Genomic DNA, 19,614 nt, shown 5'->3' with positions numbered 1-19,614 from the left:
TAATGACTACATCCAGTCTTTCGGTACTTTATAAATTTACGAAAGCCTTCACAATACAAAACAAAAAAGTGGCCCGTTACCGGACCACTTTTTTTTATAAAATTATTATTGGTCTTGCGACCTATTAGACTATATCAAAACGATCTAGGTTCATCACTTTATCCCATGCTGTCACGAAGTCTTTTACGAACTTCTCTGATGAATCAGCACATCCATAAACTTCAGCAATAGCACGTAACTCTGAATTCGAACCGAATATAAGATCTGCACGAGTTCCAGTTCCTTTTATTTCTCCTGTATTACGATTGCGACCTTCAAATACTTTTTCATCCTCAGAAACTGCTTTCCATGTTGTTCCCATATCAAGTAAATTCAAGAAGAAATCATTAGTAAGTACTTCTGGACGTTTAGTAAACACACCATGTGTAGAGTGATCAAAGTTCGTGTTCAGAACACGCATCCCACCAAGAAGAACGGTCAACTCAGGTACAGAAAGTGTCATCAATTGTGCCTTGTCAACCAGCATTTCCTCTGCTGATATCGTATAATTCGCCTTCAAATAGTTACGAAAACCATCTGCTTGAGGCTCAAGAACAGCAAATGCTTCCACATCTGTTTGCTCTTGTGATGCATCACCACGACCTGGTGTAAATGGAACTGTCACAGCATGACCAGCGCTTTTTGCAGCCTTTTCAATAGCGGCACATCCACCCAAGACAATCAAGTCGGCAATTGAAACCTTCTTGTTCCCCGACTGAGTATTATTAAATTCTGACTGAATATGTTCAAGTGTCTGCACTACTTTCGCTAGCTGAGCAGGGTTATTAACTTCCCAATCTTTTTGAGGTGCAAGACGTATGTGTGCACCGTTTGCACCACCACGTTTATCAGACCCACGGAAAGTTGATGCCGAAGCCCAAGCGGTAGATACCAATTGTGACACAGTTAACCCTGAATCAAGTATTTTAGTCTTTAGCGTAGCTATATCAGTACTGTCAATTAGTTGGTGTGTTACAGCTGGAATAGGATCTTGCCAAATTAGTTGCTCTTTCGGAACTTCTGGTCCAAGGTAACGTTCTATAGGTCCCATATCACGGTGCGTCAGTTTAAACCAAGCACGAGCAAAGGCATCTGCAAATTTATCAGGATTTTCAAAAAAGTGTCTAGAAATTGGCTCATAAATAGGATCCATTCTCAAAGCAATATCACTTGTAAGCATAAATGGTGCGTGGCTCTTTGATGGATTGTGAGCGTCTGGTACGGTACCCGCGCCTGCTCCATTTTTCGGTTGCCATTGATGTGCTCCTGCCGGACTCTTGGTAAGCTCCCATTCGAATCCAAAAAGGTTCTCGAAGTAATTGTTACTCCACTTTGTAGGTGTTGTGGTCCAAGCGCCCTCTAGCCCACTTGAAATAGTGTGTTCACCATTTCCACTACCAAAATTATTTTTCCAACCAATACCTTGTGCCTCAATCCCTGCGGCTGCAGGTTCCGCTCCAACATATTTGTCTGGATCAGCAGCCCCATGTGCTTTACCAAAAGTATGTCCCCCAGCAATAAGGGCAACAGTTTCTTCATCATTCATAGCCATACGCTCAAATGTATCTCGAATATCACGTGCAGATGCAAGTGGATCAGGATTACCATTTGGTCCTTCAGGGTTTACATATATAAGCCCCATCTGAACGGCAGCAAGAGGATTTTCTAACTCATTGTCACCAGTATGGCGCTTGTCATCTAACCATTTCCCTTCAGAACCCCAGTAGATGTCTTCTTCAGATTGCCAAATATCCTCACGTCCACCTCCAAAACCAAAAGTCTTTAAACCCATTGATTCGATAGCGCAGTTACCAGTTAGGATCATAAGGTCAGCCCATGAAATTTTCTTACCATATTTTTGTTTGATTGGCCATAGTAGCAAACGAGCCTTATCTAAGTTCACATTGTCAGGCCAACTGTTAAGGGGTGCAAAACGCTGGGAACCAGAACTCGCACCACCACGGCCATCAGCTGTACGATACGTACCTGCACTGTGCCAAGCCATTCTAATAAAGAACGGTCCATAATGACCATAATCTGCTGGCCACCAGTCTTGGGAGTTTGTCATTAGAGCAAAGATATCTTTCTTCACCGCATCGAGATCCAGACTTTTAAACTCAGCTGCATAATTAAAATTTTCACCCATCGGATTCGACGGCGCCGCGTGTTGACGAAGTATGTTCAATTTCAATTGATTTGGCCACCAGTCCTTATTAGTAGTACCCGAACCGGCACTTTGCTTTGCAGCACCTCCTGAAAAGGGGCACTTGCTTTCGCTGTTTGTATTATAAGATGATCCGCTTGATTGTTTATTTTCTTCCATTTTTATTGAATTTACGTTTATTGGTCTTCCAAATTTACAAAAACATTTTCGATATTTTTTATCTATAGATTTTATATACTTATAGATATTCTCTATGACAACTAAAATGACTGGCGAACCCAACCTATACAAAAAAAATGAGCTTCTTTGGAAACCTATTATAGAATAGCGATTGTACACAGTCCTCCAAACTTATAAAATTGAGCACTTTACTACAGAAAATTTTAATAGCCCAATATTAGCAACACCACTTTGGTTTTTTTCTAACATGATTATTTAAATAAAATTAGAACAAAAAAGAGACTTTTTCCTAGCATTCCTTACTTTTACAGTAAATGATCTTTTCACGTAGGAATACAGCTATTTAATATCCTAAATTATAAAGAAAACGAATAATAAAAACATGATAGCAGTATCTGACACCATTACGTTAAAGCCAATTTCAATTGATGACCAGGAAAAACTGTTCGCCTTAATGTCCAAAATATATCTTCCAGAATACCGTCATTTGTGGTTCGATGCCGGTGCCTGGTATATGAATAAAATATATTCCTACGCTAATCTAGAAAGAGACCTCGCTACTCCTAATTCTTCCTATTATTTTGTCTATTATCAATCTGAAGCAATTGGGATATTAAAACTAATCGAAAGTGTTACTTTGGTTGAACATAAAGATAGAAAGTCTGCAAAACTAGATCGACTTTATCTCGACCCCGCTTTTCATGGGAAAGGCATCGGAAAAAGTCTCATCCATTGGGCAGAAAATAGACTGGCAGCTAATGGCCACTCCTTTTTATGGTTGGAAGCCATAGATACCCAGAAAAAAGCATTGCAGTTTTATGAAAAAATGGACTACAAAATTTGTGGTACATTCGAATTAGAATATGAACTAATCCATCCCAGTTTAAGAGGCATGTACCGGATGTATAAATCTATTTAGCTCTTATAAAAACAAATTAAAGAGGTAGCCTTCACCTTAAATTTGTTAAAATACTGATTTTCAACGTACCACACCTTTGTTTTTCTTAACTTTGTAAAGCAGTTCAATAATTTAATACCCCTGCAAAATGAGAAAGCTATTCTTTGTTTCGCTGTCAATAGGACTCTTCTTTTTGAGCACCAACATATTTGCAAAAAATGTTGATAGTAATCCCTTTGCCTATATTGAATTGAATAGCGCAACCGAAGAAAAACTTTTGCAACATGTAAAAAAAATCAAGGATTTAGTTCGCAATAATTCCAATTACAATCAAGAAATTGCCTTTTTTATAGACATGGAAGTAATGTCAGGAAAAAATAGGTTTTTTGTTTATGATCTAAAAAATGATGTACTACTAGATCAAGGGTTAGTAGCCCATGGTTTTGGTTCTCGAATAAAAAGTGATGGAAACCAAAAATTTAGTAATGAAAATGGTTCGCTTTGTACCTCTTTAGGCAGTTACAGCATCGGAAACAGTTATAATGGACAATATGGTAAAGCCTACAAATTATACGGATTAGATGCTACTAACAACAAATCTTTCTCTAGAAATATTGTTCTCCATAAAAGCACCGATGTACCTTATGAAGAACAGAATAATCAAATAGGATATAGCTTTGGCTGTCCGATGGTAAATGAACAATATTATCAACGAATTGAAAAACTAATTGACGATTCAAAGCGCAGCATCATTCTAGATATTTACTATTAAATTAAAGTTCTCGCAACTTCAAGAGACTTCAAATACATTCTTCTATATATTCTTTTTTATATACCCATGCTGCGGAATAGTATCCCTTAGATGTGTGAATGATATAATTTATTTATGCTTAGATGTAACACTTTTCGTCCGATAATACTTAAATTTACATAATAACAAATTAATTGCAAAGAAGGAATTGCATTTAAATACGGTACTCACCAATTTTGTATATTAGTAGGATAAGAGTATCCCAAATTGCAGAAGTATTGTCGCAAAGCATTATTTTAATTTGACTAACCTTCTTTAAACAAAAAAATTAATAACAAAAAAAATTATTTATGACTATTCAATTAAATTCAGACAACAACTTAACCTTACACGAAGCATTCAGAGCACAATTAAGTACCTTACTAACTGAAGAATTAAGCAGATTTGGTGCGCACATTACAAGGATAGAAGCTCATTTTTCAGATGAAAATGGACACAAAGAAGGACAAAATGATAAACTGTGTAAACTAGAAGCACGTCTTGAAGGAATGAAACCAATTCTTGTTTCAAATCATGCTAACAATCATGAGCTAGCGGTGAAAGGTGCCATTACCAAATTAAAAACATCACTTGACAGCACATTAGGTCGTTTGAATAATCATTAATCAATCCATGTGGAATGTAGAACGTCAAACTAGTCTTAATCGCTAAAAAACACTACATAACAATACTGAGGTACTTTCACAGTTCCTAAAAAAGAAAAGCGAGCTCATTTAATATTATAAATGAGCTCGCTTTTTATTTGTCGCTATGTTCTAGCCCAAAATAGTGTTACTAAAAAAACTAAAATGTAAATAAAATTAGATAGCAGCAGTGTCTATATAATTCATTTAATCATCTGAAAATAAGTGGATACAAACCCTAAATTATTCAAGCTTTAATTAGCAACTACTTTATATGTAGGATCTTCAATAATATTAATATCAATAACCTTATCTGCATCATGCAATAACTGACGACAGTCAGCGCTTAAATGTCTCAAATGGATCTTTTTACCCACTTTTGCATAGCGTTCTGTTAATTTATTTACGGCATCAATGGCGCTCATATCAGAAATTTTACTCTCTCTGAAGTCAACAATTACTTCCTCAGGATCTTCAAGCACGTCAAATTTTTCGGCAAAAGCAGTAGTAGAACCAAAAAATAAAGGTCCATATATTTCATAATGCTTAACCCCTTTATCATCGATATATTTTCTAGCACGTATGCGTTTAGCGCTTTCCCAAGCGAAAACTAAAGCTGAAATGATCACTCCAATCAAAACTGCCAATGCCAAATTATGCAATAAAAGAGTAATGATTGCCACTAAGACTCCAACAAATATATCGTGCTTTGGCATTTTATTGATTATTTTAAAACTAATCCATTCAAATGTACCTATCGCCACCATTATCATCACTCCTACCAAAGCCGCTATCGGCAATAGTTCAATAACGGGCGCACCAAACAAAATGATAACAAGAATCGCTAATGCAGCAACTATCCCTGACAAACGAGCCCTTGAACCAGCTGAAAGATTAACCAAAGTTTGCGCTATCATAGGACAGCCTCCCATTCCAAAGAAAAAACCATTTAAAATATTAGCACTCCCTTGGGCAATACATTCGCGATTTCCACTCCCTTTTGTTCCCGTCATTTCATCAACTAGGTTTAACGTCAATAATCCCTCTGTTAGTCCTACTGAGGCCATAATTAGTGCGTATGGGAAAATTATTTTTAATGTTTCAAAACTTAAAGTAATATCTGGAATATGAAATGGTGGGAAACCACCGCTTACTGAAGCAATATCTGCAACTGTTTTTGTATCAATTCCCAATCCTAACACCAATCCAAAAACCACAATAATAGCAACTAATGACGAAGGAACAGCTTTAGTTACCTTAGGAAGAAGTATCACAATCGCAATAGTTAAAGCCACTAAACCGAGCATAATATACATTGGGCTACCTGATAACCAAACACTTTCTCCGTTTACTATTGTTTTGAACTGCTCCAGCTGCGACATAAAAATAATAATCGCTAAACCATTCACAAAACCAAACATAACGGGTTGTGGTACTAGCCGAATGAACTTGCCTAACTTAAATAGGCCTATCAAAATCTGTATTACCCCCGCCAAAGCAACAGCTGCAAATACATATTCTAACCCATTTGATTTCATTAAGGCTATTAAAACAATCACCGTTGCCCCTGCACCACCAGATACCATTCCAGGTCGCCCTCCAAATATAGCTGTAACTAACCCCATTATAAATGCAGCATACAATCCAACTAATGGTGGAAAACCAGCTAATATTGCAAATGATAATGATTCTGGAATCATAGTCATTGCAACGGTTAAACCGGCTAAAACTTCCGTTCTGTAATTTACTTTTTGCGTAAAGTCGAATAAGTTGAAATACTGTTTCATTCTATTTTATAAAATATTTGTGAGATTATGGTCTGGAAAAGAATCAGCAATAGTACACCAACCTCTAAAACCGATAAAAAAATTGACATCTAAGTCATTTGCCGAAATGGCTAAATCAATGTTACCAACTAACAAAAATATTTTTTGTCTTCGGTCTGCAAATGTACTTGTTTTTTTTGGGGGTTCAAAAAGGAATGTAGTTATGTAAAATGCACTAAGTAATAAACCACTAATAACGACACCACATGGAAAATAAAGTACTGAAAAACAAACACATACAATTATTTCAACTACTATGTTTTGTTTATTTCCATTTAGCACAAAAAAAAATCGCTACTAAAAGTAACGATTTTTAAATATTTAAAAAAGGATTAGCGCAGCCCTATTCGACATAACTACCTTTACACTTTTAACATAAGTCGTCTTACCCTGACAATTAACTCGTTTGGACTAAAAGGCTTAGTTATAAAATCATCTGCTCCTAATTCGAAAGCTTCTAAAACAGTCTTCTCTAGACCAACAGCAGATAATACTATTATAGGAATGTTTAGATTTAACTCGCTTTTTACCTTTCTAACGATATCAAGTCCAGTAATTATTGGCATCATGATATCTGTAATTATTACATCTGGACTCTCCGTTATTATTTTATTAATTGCTTTTTCACCATTGGCACAAGCAATTACATCAAATCCTTCTCTTTTTAGCTTAAACTCCATTGTTCTAAGCATCATCTCATCATCTTCGGCTATTAAAATTTTCATTTGTTTTAATTTAATTATTATTTGGGTAAAATAATTTCTTAAAAACTGATTAATATATTTCTATCGCTAGAGTATACTTTTCAAAAGTAGTATTTGGTAGGTTTATTTTTAATGGTTAGTAAATAAAACGCTTAAGATAGTATCTTTCTTTACAATTTAATGCACAAAATTAGACTATATTTTTGAGAAACCATGTAATGATTCTAATTCATTGAAAACCAACTGGCAAATTTCGTTAAGATGAATCACTTCTTCTTTTCTTTTTTGTCCCAATGGATTACTATTAATTTCTTCCTCAATAACCTCAATACTCTTTAGTGCTGAAACAACTCCTAACAAATTGATAGAAGACTTCAGTTTATGCACTTCACTTTTTAGGTTTTGTATGTCGTCTGCTTGATTAGCTTCCAATATTATTTTTAATGAAATGGGTGAGTTTTGTATAAATATATGTACCATTTGTTCAATAAAATCGGCATCTCCATCAGCAAAATCATTTAAATATGTAAGATCAATTAAATTTTCAGATTCGACTTTCTCTGCTGCTAAGTCAGATGAAACGGTGGTATTTGTCTTCATTAAATTATTATATAGTTTTTCAAGTAACACATTAAAATGAAATGGTTTTGATAAATAATCATTCATTCCATTTTCCAAACAACGGTTTTCTTCTTCTAATGTGGCATGGGCTGTCATTGCTATTATTGGGGTATTTGATTTAGCGCCCATATGATTTCGAATGTATTTTGTCAGTTCATTCCCATCCATTTCTGGCATTTGAATGTCCATTAAAATAATATCATAATTATTTTTTTCAATTTTATCAATGGCTATCTTTCCATTATCTGCAACATCAATTTCTTTATCCCATTTCTTAAAAACTTTAACGGCTAAAAGTTGGTTTAGTTCATTGTCCTCAACTAATAGTATTTTTGTGTCTTTTAAGAAATCATGTGTTAGCGTTGTATTTTCTGTTATTGTAACATCTTTTATTCCGCTTTTATCTTTTGGATAATGAATAAGCAATGAAAATTCACTTCCTTTTCCCATTTGGCTTTTTACAGCTATTGTACCACCCTGCAATTCGATCAATTTTCGGGTTATAGTTAATCCCAAACCTGTACCACCAAATTTTCTGGACGTTTCATTAGAAGCTTGATTAAAACTGTCAAATATCGAATCTATTTTATCTTCTGCAATTCCGATACCGGTATCAGTCACGGTAAACCGTATAAAAGTATCTGTTTCAGATTCTCTTTCTTGTGAAACAACCAACTCAACATATCCTTTTTCGGTAAATTTCAAGGCATTCCCTAATAAATTTATCAAAATTTGAGACAACCTTGTAGGATCGCCTATCAAAGAATCTTCAATTTTGGAGTCAATTTCAAAAAGTAATTTTACCTTCTTCTCCTCCGCAATAGTAGAAAGTACCTCTATAACACTTTTTACTTTTTTTGATAAAGAGAATGTAACTTCTTCCATTATCATTTTATCTGCTTCGATTTTTGAAAAATCAAGAATGTCATTTATAATAACCATTAAGTTATTTCCCGCTCTTTTAATAGCTTTTACACTTTGCTCCTGATCACTATCTAAAGTCGTTCCTTCCAGAATTCTTGCAAACCCAAGAATCCCATTCATTGGAGTACGGATTTCATGACTCATATTAGTAAGAAACTGTTCTTTTACGCGCACTGATTGCTCTGCCAGTTCTTTTGCTTTTATAAGTTCTCTTTCAATGTTTTTCTGATCACTGACATCTTGAATAGTGCCCAAAATCTTGAACGGCTGGTTATGTTCATCGTTCAAACACTTTATGTACTCATTAATGTATTTAACAGAACCATTTTTAGCAGTTAAGCTATGGCTGAACTTCACTTCTGAATTATTCTTTTCGACCAAATTCAGGTTGTCTTCAAATAATTTGATGTCATCTGAATTAATTAAGCGAGATTTTAAAAGGGCTAATGATGGAGTGCTGTTTTTGTCTATTTCAAAAATAGTATAAAATTGTTCAGAGAAAAAAACGGCATCGTCGACTAGATTTAATTCCCAGCTTCCTATTTTGGCCAATTTTTGAGCCTCTGAAAGTCTATTCGAATTAATTTTTAACTCTAGTTCTGTTTTCTTTCTTTGCGCAAGGCTTTCATGAAGTTTAAGTGCATTTCTTATGCTTTGTGAAACCCCGTCAGGCGTTAATAATGATTTTGGAATATAATCTGCTGCTCCTCCTAAAATCGCCTGACTAGCAATCTTTTCATCACCCTGAGAAGTCACGAAAATTACCGGTGTTTCAATTCCTAGGTCCTTTAAAATTTTTAGAAAAGAAATACCATCACTATCAGGCATCAAATAATCTAAAAAGATAAGATCGTAGTTAAATGCCTTAATCTTTTCTATTCCATTTTTGGCAGAAAAAGCGCTTTCTACATCGGCTAAGATACCAGAATGTGAAATCGAACGGATTATAGTAATCAAATCAACTTTATCATCATCGATTACCAATATATTTAAGGCTACAGCCATATTATAGTATTTTTATTTTTTTTCACTAGAATATTCAATAATATTCCAATAATTATATAGGATTGAAAAAAAATCAATGTTGTCGTTATCAATTGGTTTATGAATATATCCGGCAATATTTAAATTTAAAGCTTCGCTGCGATTTTTTTCATTATCTATACTCGTGATTACAAATATTAATATTGATTTTAAATCCTCATGGCTTCTTATCTTATTTATTAAATCTAGACCATTTATCCCCTCCTGATTAATATCAATCAAAAGAATTTTAGGTACAGGAGAAATTTTATGATTCCCATCAAGCATATCCCATGCTTCCACATCATTTTCAGCAAAATGCAAAGTGTTTTCGATACCAAGTGTTGAAAATGCCTTTTTAGCACCTTCGATACCAACTTTACTATTATCTACGAATAAGATGTTTGAGTTTATCATAATTTACTTTTATTGCTATTAGATTTTACATTTCACATAAAGACCAAAAATCTTTTAGTGTAGCCACAGAGGAAATGAATTTTTCAAAAGATAATGGTTTTAAAATATACCCGGCAACATTAAGATTGTAGGCATTAATTTTATCACTATCCTCGTTTGAAGTAGTCATCACAAATACTGAGATATTTTTAAGACTTTCATCTTCTCTTAGTTCTTTAAGGAACTCTATTCCATTCATCTTAGGCATATTAATATCCAATATGATTATTCTTGGCAAAGGAACGATCGAGTTACGCAACATATCCAAAGCCTCAACACCATTTCCTGCAACAAAGAGGTCATTCTTGATATTGTTTTTTGAGAATGCTCTTTTAACATTCATTACATCTACCTCATCATCTTCTACCAATAAAATATTTACCAATTTCTGTATCATAATTTTAATTATTTATTGTTATTGCTTTAGGCCAATTAAATTTAAAAACGGAACCTCCATTCAATCCAGGAGTATATTCTATTGTTCCTCCTACCATTTTTATTATTTTTTCACATATTGTTAAACCCGCACCGGTTGAATCTACAACATCCTTAGAATTAACGGTATAGAAAACAGAAAATATCTTATCTTTTACCTCTTCTGGAATACCAGGACCGTCATCTCCGATTACTATTTCATAGTCGGTTTCATTTTCAACTATTTCAATAGAGACATTCTTTTTTTCTTTGTCATGAAATCGAACGGCATTGTCAAGTAAACTATAAATTACTTTCTCTAGTTTTTTTCCCAAAGTAATGCATTTTTCATCAATTAAATTATAACTAGTATGAAATTCTATGTTTGTTTTATCACTTAACATAGCAATACAGTCATTTACCAATTTTGGAATACTCACTTCGAATAGTTCCATTTTGGTTCGATTGGCATGTGAAAGTTCTAATAAAGCATTCATCATGTTTTCTAGACGCCCCACTCTATTTTTTAATAAACTGAAATTATCTAAAATATCCTGATCAACATTAGGCCCTAAATCATCTTCAATCCAAGTAGCTATGTTTACAATAGCGCGCATTGGAGTTTTAATGTCGTGGGAAACAATGTAAACAAAATCTTCATATTCTTTTTTGAGAGCGGTTAGCTCTTCTTGACATTTCTTTTCTGACTCCATTATTTTTTATTTTTTGGAATTGTAAAAATAAAACTTGCACCTTTATCTTCTTCCGATTCGATGTGAATAGTCCCTCCCATCTCTTCAATTATCTTTTGTACAATAGACAGTCCAACACCGGTACTTTCCTTTTTATCCCGAGCTTCAATGGTTTGAAAAACTTTAAACACTTTCTCATGGTATTCTTCTGCTATTCCAGGACCGTTATCTTTGATCGTAAACTGGTGAAAGTTAGGTAATGACTTATATAGACATTCTATTTTCCCTATTGGTTTGTCATTATATTTTACTGCATTACTGATAAGGTTAGCGAAAATCTGCTCAAATAATATTCTTGCAATTTTTATTTCAGGCATAGTGTCTGCAATATAAACTTCATATCCTTCAGTAGGAACAATTGTTTCAACAATCTGCTGTAACATTTTTTTCAAGTCCGTCAGCTGTCCTTCAATTGAAGTTTTACCTATACGAGAATAATCTAAAACTCCATTAATTAAATTCTCCATACGCATGACACGGCCTCGTAATAATCCAAAGTTAGCGCTTACATCATCAGGCATCTCAGGCATGTCCTCCATGATCCACTCCGAAAGATTATTAATCGCTCTAAGAGGGGCTTTAAGGTCATGCGAAACTACATAAGCAAACTGATCTAATTCCCTATTCTTTTTCTCAACATCAGTTAATGCATTATTTAAAGTTTTCTGCGCTTTTTTTTGATCGGTAATATCTGAACTTATTGCGATGTATTGATATGGCTTTCCTTTCTTATCTAAAAAAGGTACAATTGTGGAATAAACCCAGTAAAATGATCCGTCTTTTGCGACATTCAAGATCTCTCCCTGCCAATTACGGCCGTTACCAATAGTCGTCCATATATTTTTAATGAACTTATTTAATTTATAATGCGGATTATCAAGATAATGATATTGCCCCATAAGTTCTTCTCTCGAATATTTAGAAATGCTACAAAACTTATCGTTCACAAAGGTGATAACACCTTTGTGATCTGTAATTGTTACTATCGATGACTCATCTAAAGCAGACCTAATATCGTTGATCTCTTTTGCTTTTTCAATTATGATTTGTTCGGCTAACGTTTTTTCGGTAATATCTTGGATGGTACCTTGGATACCGATAACTTCTCCCTGGTCATTTATATTTACCTTTCCTATTCCTAAAATATATTTTAAGCTGCCGTCTGGTAATAAAAGTCTATAATTATAGTGTAAATCAGCACCTGTGTCTAATGTATTCGCTATAATATTGTCAAGCGTTATTAGGTCATCGGGATGAATTCGATCTCGATACGCAATCAACAGTTGATCAGAGGGTAATTCTTCTAAATCATAAATTTGATAATGTCCCTTAGACCATCTTAAATGACGAGTTATTAAATCAAATTTCCAGCTTCCAATCTTAGCCATACTTTGAGATTCGTCTAATAGCTTATTACTGTTAATTAAGTTTAACTCCGCTTCTTTTTCCTTTGTTACATCCTGAATCGTTCCTTGCATTCCTATGATTTCCCCTTTTTCATTCCTATAGGGTTGCCCAATTTCTATAATTTGTTTTATTCTACTATCTGGAAATAAAACTCTGTAATTAATTTTAAAGTCATCGCCGGTTTCCATCATGATTTTGTCAGATTCATCAAGTATTGATAAATCATCAGGGTGAATTCTTGACCTTGCAACAGCATTGAGTTGATCTGATGGTAATTCCTCCAACTCAAAAATTTGATAATGTCCCTTTGACCAAATTAAATCACTTGTGACTAAATCGTATTTCCAACTCCCTATTTTAGCAATCCGTTGGGATTCATCCAAGAGTTTATTAGCATTTCTTAAATTTTCTTCTATTCTTTTTTCATTCGTTACATCTTGGATTGTGCCTTGCATGCTAATTACTTCTCCTCTTCGATTTTTAGAAGGTTGGCCTATTTCTACAATTTGCTTTATTCTTCCATCTGGAAATACTATTCGATAGCTAATTTTAAAATTCTCACCGGTCTTATTTATATTTTCACTTAATTCATCTAAGATTATCAGATCCTCTGGGTAAATACGACTACGATACGCATCATTAAGTTCATTTTCAGGTAGCTCATCCAATTCAAAAATAGTATAATGTCCTTTTGACCAAACCAGATCATTTGTATTTACATCATATTTCCAACTTCCTATTTTAGCAATCCGTTGGGATTCATCTAGCAAGATGTTGCTGTTAATTAAATTCTGTTCTGCTTCCTTATCCTGTGAAATATCCTTAGCTATTCCTAAGTAACCGGTTATTTCTCCTGCACTATTCTTAATGGCAGTAATTGATAATAGTATTGGAAAAGTAGTACCATCTTTTCTTAAATAAGTCCATTCGTGTGTATCTGCAATTCCAAATTTTCGAGCTTTAATAAAAAGTACCTCAAATCCTGGTTCAACAAGTTCACCGAGTTCCTCGCTTAACTCTTGGGAACGTTTTACCACTTCATTTACGACATGGAAAATAGCTGCTGTAGCTTTCCCTACCACTTCATCTGCTTGATAACCCAGTAAATTCTCAGCCCCCTTATTAAATTGCTTCACTGTTCCATCAAGGTCAGTTGCAATTATTGAGAATTCAGATGCATTAAGTATGGCAGTTAATTCATTCTTAGTTTGCACTACACTTTCTTGTTGCTCTCTTTCAAAAGTAATATCTCTCGCAATGCAATAGAGATTTCCCGTCTCAGGGTCTGGTGATGTATTCCAGCTTAACAAAATATACGCACCATTTTTATAGAGGTAACGATTTTCAAAACTAACTGTTTTGTGCCCTAGAGCTAGTTTTTCTACTTCTTTATAAGTTTTATCTAAATCTTCGGGGTGAATGAAATCTACAAATGGCCTTCCTTCTAATTCTTCTTTAGTGTACCCCAAAACAATTGTAAAAGCCGGATTTACTTTACGGAATGTTCCATCCACATTAGCAATACATACTAAATCTTTTGAGAGTTCAATAAAATTTTTAAATTCGAGTTGGGTGTTTTTAAGATCTACATTTTTTTTTCGAAGATCCAATAATAGAATAACTTGATTAGCCAATAATTTTAAAGCGGTTTTCTGTTCGTTAGATAGTATCCTTGGCTTCGTATCAATGACGCAAAGTGAGCCTAAATTAAATCCATTAGCATCCTGCAGCGGAGCACCAGCATAAAACTGAATATCAGGGTTTCCTGTAACTAAGGGATTATTAGCAAAAATCTTGTTTTCTGTTGCATTATTAACTTCATACACCTCATCGCCCATAATTGTATATTGGCAAAAAGAGATGTCTCGAGCAGTCTCGCTAGCACCTAAACCTACACTTGATTTAAACCATTGTCGTTTTTCATCTAATAGACTTATTAAGGCAATAGGTGTACCACAAATGTAAGAAGCTAACTGTGTAATGGAATCATACTCCTCTTCAGGCAAAGAATCCATAATGGAATAGCTCGCAAGAGCCTTTAGCCTTTCTGATTCATTTAACGGTAATATTGATTTTTTCATTATTTCGGGCGGGTATTGATTTGGGGTCAATTATTCGAAAAAAAACTATGTATTTGAAGTATTAAGAACGTATTAATATTGTAGCTCCAATAAACAATTAATTCCCGAGGGTATACAAAAATAAAATAATAATTGAATTAAAGCTGTATTTGCCTGTAAATTATGATGCTTCGCCATACTAGCTATCTAAGTATTTCATTTAACTGCTTCTTAAATGGAAAACGCTACAAGTAATTGAATTTAACAAACGAAATTACACTAAAGGTACAAAAGGAACGATTCAAAAAAAAACCTACAAACTGCTGTTAATTAGATTATTAAATTCAATTACTTTTAAAATAAACACGTTTTATATATCAAAAATATTTTTTTTTGATTAAATTAGTAGTACACTAAAATAGTTATAAAGGGCACACCTACTTGGCTCTTACTGTAGTTCCCAAATCGTACCTGTAATTCTAGCATAGGGTCTAAAAATTCATTTTTGATTTCGAACAGATTAAATACGCTCCAAATATTTTCCTATTGCCGAGTTGAAATAAAGCAGACGTCACTAAAAACTTAATATATTAAATATGGAAAATTATAAATACATCTTGTTTTTTAACCAAATTGGTATTGCTGCAATAGATCAAGTTGGGGGTAAAAATGCCTCTCTTGGGGAACTATATAACCAATTGAATCCTATTGGTGTCAATATTCCTAATGGATTTGCAGTTACTGCAGCTGGTTACCGTTTGTTTCGAAAAGAAAACAATTTGGAAAAATCATTGGATAATATATTGAACCTATTAGACACAAAACACTACACTAACCTGTCTGAAGTGGGCCAGAAAGCCAGAGCATTAATTCTATCAGCGCCTATTCCTTACGAAATACATGCCGAAATACAAACTGCCTACCAATCGCTAAGCAAACAAAGCGACATAAAAAACCTTGGAGTAGCGGTTAGAAGCAGCGCTACGGCAGAAGATTTACCAACAGCAAGTTTTGCTGGACAAATGCAGTCTTTCCTTAATATTAGTGGTGAAAACCAATTAATTGACGCTGTACATCGTTGTTACGTTTCCTTATTTACAGATCGTGCCATAAAGTACCGCCATGACATGGGGTTTACAAAATTAGATATCGCAATCTCTGTGGGCGTACAACAGATGGTTCGAAGTGATAAATCTTCTTCGGGTGTTGCCTTTACAATTGATCCTGATACCGGTTTTCAAAACACCATTATCATTAACGGCAGTTGGGGTCTTGGCGAAAATATTGTCCAAGGAACCATAACACCAGATGAGTGGATGGTATTTAAACCCACCTTAGAAAATGCAAAACTAAATCCCATTTTGAAAAGACATTGCGGTAGAAAAGAATTCACGATGATCTATGCCCATAAGAGTGACGAAACTTCTGCTGAAAATACCATCATAAATAAACCCACATCAATCGAAAAACAAAATCAATTTTCATTGAATGACAAAGAGGTTATACAACTTTCGCAATGGTGTTACAAAATTGAAAAACATTATAAAAAACCTATGGACATCGAATGGGCAAAAGACGGACTAAACAATCAGCTTTATATTGTTCAGGCACGGCCTGAAACGGTTCACGGTAAAGATAAAAAACAAGTTCGGGAGATTTACAAACTCACAGAAAACGGCACACTTATCACACAAGGAATTGCACTGGGTGATAAAATAGCTACTGGAAAAGCACGTATACTCAATAGCCCGCAAGAAGGAAATCAATTATTAGAAGGAGAGATTCTAGTTACCGATTTGACAAATCCCGATTGGGACCCAATCATGAAAAAAGCAGCTGCCATAATCACTAACAAAGGCGGACGAACCAGTCATGCCGCTATTGTTGCACGAGAACTGGGCGTCGTTGCCGTAGTAGGCTGCGGTGATGCTACTACCCTAATTAAAAACGGGCAGCAAATTACGGTTTCCTGCGCTGAGGGGAAAGATGGCAACGTATATGAAGGCAAATTAGAATGGAAAATAACAGAACAGGATTTCAGTCATTTATCCATGCCAGAAACCGACCCTATGTTCATTCTTGCTGATCCTGATAGAGCTTTTGAATTGAGTAACTATCCCAATAAGGGAGTTGGTTTGATGCGAATGGAATTTGCAATTTCCAATAGTATTAAAATTCATCCTCTCGCACTTTGTGAGCCCGAAAAAGTAACTGATCAAACGGTAATTGACCAAATATCGGAATTAACGAAAGGATATGAGGATAGCAAAAACTATTTTATTGACAAACTAGCGGAAGCCGTTTCAATTGTCGCAGCGGCTTTTTATCCAAAGGATGTAATTGTGAGAATGAGTGATTTTAAGAGTAATGAATATGCTAATCTGATTGGCGGAAAATACTTTGAACCCGATGAGGAAAACCCGATGATTGGTTTCCGTGGTGCTTCTCGTTACTACAGCGATTTTTATAGAAAAGGGTTTGCACTAGAATGCGAAGCCATGAAAAAAGTGCGAAACGAAATGGGTTTTCACAATGTAAAACTGATGATTCCTTTTTGTAGAACTATCGAAGAAGGACAAAAGGTGCTTGCAGAGATGGCTACTAACAAACTGGTACAAGGAGAAAACGGCCTCGAAGTATATGTCATGATAGAGATTCCAAGTAATGTGATATTAGCCGATGAATTTGCCTCTCATTTTGACGGATTTTCAATTGGTTCCAATGATTTAACACAGCTTACACTGGGTCTGGATCGTGATTCTGCATTAATCAGTAATTTGTTTAGCGAACAGAATCCAGCAGTCAAAAATTTAATTAGGGAAACAATACATGCCGCAAAGAGGAATAACATAAAAGTCGGATTGTGCGGTCAAGCTCCTAGTGACATTCCAGAATTTGCACAATTTTTAGTAGAGGAAGCAATCGACAGCATTTCATTTAATCCCGATGCTATTATCAAAGGAATTGAAAATATTTTAGAAACCGAAAAGAAAAATATGGTACGACTATAAATAAATCACCTCAGAGCAGAGCCTACGATATAGTAGATACAAATAGCTACAGATTTTTAAAAATCCTTTACAAAGCTATAATCTGTGGTGAAAAACCGAAGGAAAGTTAGAAGGAATTAAACCTAAAGAGATTAAAAAACATATTAATTGAACTCTTAAAATTAGAAAATATGGAACCAAAAGTATTATGTCAAAGCTGTGGAATTCCACTTGACAACGAGGCCTTAAAAGGCACGAAAGCAAACGGTCTAAAAACGGATGAGTACTGTAAATTTTGTTACGATGGTGGTTCATTTGTTAATCCAAATATGACGTTTGGCGATATGAAAGAAACAGTAGAAACACAAATGAAGAAATTGAAACTTTCAGAACATTTGATCCAAGATGCGGTAAACATTCTGCCTACTTTAGACCGTTGGAAAACAATTTAATTTGTTTTATTCTAAATAATTGATTCGCAAAATGAAAAATACCGCTACGAAAACGAAAGCAACCATTCCTTTATTGGAAATAAAAAACACATCATGAAAATTTTAATGTACAGCATATACGCATTTGACAAACCATTTATCGAAAATGCTACACATGGGAAATTAGAAATAGAATATACGAACCAAGCTTTAAATGAAGACACGGCGAAACTAGCAGAAGGTTTTGAAGGGATTTCACTATTTACACCCGACAATGCCTCTGATAGCGTACTAGAAAAATTATATTTCTACGGCGTTAGATATATTGCTTTAAGATCTGTGGGATATGACTATGTCGATTTAAAAAAAGCCAGAGCTTTAGGAATCAAAGTAGCAAATGTCCCTACCTACTCACCCTATTCTGTAGCGGAGCACGCGGTAACATTATTAATGGCGTTAAACAGAAAAATAATTCTGGGTCAAAAACTCATGCAAATGGGTGACTACCGTCTAGACCATTTGGTAGGCTTTGACTTGCATGGAAAAACAGTGGGAATTATTGGAACTGGAAAAATAGGTGCCGCTTTCGCAAAAATCATGCATGGTTTTGGTTGCCAAATTCTAGCTTGTGACCCGCAGGAAAATGAAGAATTGATACAGCAAACAAATCTATCCTATACCACATTAGAAGATGTTTGTAAGAATTCAGATGTAATTTCTGTTCATTGTCCGCTTAATCCTGAAACAAAATACATGTTCAACAAAAGCAATTTTATGCTGATGAAAAAAGGAGTTATCTTTATTAATACTGCAAGAGGAACTATCGTCAACACGGAGGATTTAATAGACGCACTCAAAATGGGAAATATAGGAGCAGCCGGTTTAGACGTTTATGAAAAAGAAAAAACAATCTTCTTTGGTAACCACATTAATAAAAAATTGGAGGATCATTTATACACCATCCTCCGCTCCTTCCCTAATGTGTTAATTACAGGACATCAAGGCTTTTTGACCAAAGAAGCATTAGAAAGAATTGCACAGACCACCATTGTTAATTTTAATGCTTGGGCTTATAATGGCCTCTCTAAAAACGAACTTAAATAAGTTGTTTCAAATAATTCAATTCTATATTACTCCATTAACAATTAAGTACTTAAAGAGGATAATTACTGTTTTTTCCTGATTAAAAAATTTGCTACTCAGTTGATTTTTATTTTTTCAATTCTAAGAAAATTCTTTTAAATAATTGCCCCTACGGAATCAATTAATGACTACCTTAATTGAAATTTAA

The 19,614-nt window shown here is 34.5% G+C and carries 14 protein-coding genes; 6 read left to right on the top strand and 8 right to left on the bottom strand.

Annotated elements, in window-relative coordinates:
- Positions 1-124: 124 nt before the first annotated feature.
- Positions 125-2,362 carry a catalase/peroxidase HPI gene (katG, locus tag AAC069_RS13600; RefSeq protein WP_339921005.1) on the bottom strand — a complete coding sequence of 746 codons (2,238 nt, stop codon included), beginning with the start codon at positions 2,360-2,362 and terminating at the stop codon, positions 125-127.
- A gap of 403 nt (positions 2,363-2,765) precedes the next feature.
- On the opposite strand from katG, the gene AAC069_RS13595 reads away from it, so the two are divergent.
- The 3 genes from AAC069_RS13595 to AAC069_RS13585 all read left to right on the top strand — a co-directional run bounded on the left by AAC069_RS13595 (position 2,766) and on the right by AAC069_RS13585 (position 4,697).
- Entirely contained in the window at positions 2,766-3,302 is a 537-nt protein-coding gene (locus AAC069_RS13595) for a GNAT family N-acetyltransferase (protein ID WP_339921004.1), read from the top strand.
- Positions 3,303-3,429: 127 nt separating this feature from the next.
- A complete protein-coding gene (locus AAC069_RS13590; protein WP_339921003.1) occupies positions 3,430-4,053 on the top strand; it encodes a murein L,D-transpeptidase catalytic domain-containing protein in 624 nt (207 codons plus the stop codon).
- A 329-nt stretch (positions 4,054-4,382) separates the two neighbouring features.
- Positions 4,383-4,697: an HPF/RaiA family ribosome-associated protein gene (locus AAC069_RS13585; RefSeq protein WP_339921002.1), complete on the top strand. Its 315-nt coding sequence runs from the start codon at positions 4,383-4,385 to the stop codon at positions 4,695-4,697.
- Positions 4,698-4,969: 272 nt separating this feature from the next.
- Here AAC069_RS13585 and AAC069_RS13580 read toward each other — a convergent pair whose 3' ends face one another.
- The 7 genes from AAC069_RS13580 to AAC069_RS13550 all read right to left on the bottom strand — a co-directional run bounded on the left by AAC069_RS13580 (position 4,970) and on the right by AAC069_RS13550 (position 14,923).
- Complete coding sequence (locus AAC069_RS13580) at positions 4,970-6,502, bottom strand: SulP family inorganic anion transporter (protein ID WP_339921001.1); 1,533 nt, start codon at positions 6,500-6,502, stop codon at positions 4,970-4,972.
- 401 nt (positions 6,503-6,903) lie between these two features.
- Positions 6,904-7,266 (bottom strand): response regulator transcription factor, encoded by a 363-nt coding sequence (locus AAC069_RS13575; RefSeq protein ID WP_339921000.1) that lies wholly within the window; start codon positions 7,264-7,266, stop codon positions 6,904-6,906.
- Between the two features lie 174 nt (positions 7,267-7,440).
- On the bottom strand, positions 7,441-9,795 hold the full coding sequence (locus tag AAC069_RS13570) for a response regulator (RefSeq protein ID WP_339920999.1): 2,355 nt from the start codon (positions 9,793-9,795) through the stop codon (positions 7,441-7,443).
- A 12-nt stretch (positions 9,796-9,807) separates the two neighbouring features.
- On the bottom strand, positions 9,808-10,230 hold the full coding sequence (locus AAC069_RS13565) for a response regulator (RefSeq protein WP_339920997.1): 423 nt from the start codon (positions 10,228-10,230) through the stop codon (positions 9,808-9,810).
- 25 nt (positions 10,231-10,255) lie between these two features.
- A complete protein-coding gene (locus AAC069_RS13560) occupies positions 10,256-10,666 on the bottom strand; it encodes a response regulator (RefSeq protein ID WP_091092840.1) in 411 nt (136 codons plus the stop codon).
- Between the two features lie 4 nt (positions 10,667-10,670).
- Positions 10,671-11,396 carry a HAMP domain-containing sensor histidine kinase gene (locus tag AAC069_RS13555; RefSeq protein ID WP_339920996.1) on the bottom strand — a complete coding sequence of 242 codons (726 nt, stop codon included), beginning with the start codon at positions 11,394-11,396 and terminating at the stop codon, positions 10,671-10,673.
- Positions 11,396-14,923, bottom strand: a complete 3,528-nt coding sequence (locus tag AAC069_RS13550; RefSeq protein WP_339920995.1) for a PAS domain S-box protein — start codon at positions 14,921-14,923, stop codon at positions 11,396-11,398. Before AAC069_RS13550 ends, AAC069_RS13555 begins: the two co-directional genes overlap by 1 nt.
- A gap of 575 nt (positions 14,924-15,498) precedes the next feature.
- On the opposite strand from AAC069_RS13550, the gene ppsA reads away from it, so the two are divergent.
- The 3 genes from ppsA (at position 15,499) to AAC069_RS13535 (ending at position 19,427) form a co-directional block, all read left to right on the top strand.
- Positions 15,499-17,913, top strand: a complete 2,415-nt coding sequence (gene ppsA / locus AAC069_RS13545) for a phosphoenolpyruvate synthase (RefSeq protein ID WP_339920994.1) — start codon at positions 15,499-15,501, stop codon at positions 17,911-17,913.
- A 170-nt stretch (positions 17,914-18,083) separates the two neighbouring features.
- A complete protein-coding gene (locus AAC069_RS13540; RefSeq protein WP_339920993.1) occupies positions 18,084-18,344 on the top strand; it encodes a zinc ribbon domain-containing protein in 261 nt (86 codons plus the stop codon).
- A gap of 93 nt (positions 18,345-18,437) precedes the next feature.
- The gene (locus AAC069_RS13535) at positions 18,438-19,427 is read left to right on the top strand and encodes a 2-hydroxyacid dehydrogenase (RefSeq protein ID WP_339920992.1); all 990 of its coding nucleotides are present in this window, start codon (positions 18,438-18,440) and stop codon (positions 19,425-19,427) included.
- Positions 19,428-19,614: the final 187 nt, after the last annotated feature.

The organism is uncultured Flavobacterium sp., from assembly GCF_963974175.1.
Taxonomy (GTDB): domain Bacteria; phylum Bacteroidota; class Bacteroidia; order Flavobacteriales; family Flavobacteriaceae; genus Flavobacterium.
Note: the sequence above shows the minus strand (reverse complement) of the source record. Positions and strands in the feature narration are given on the sequence as shown.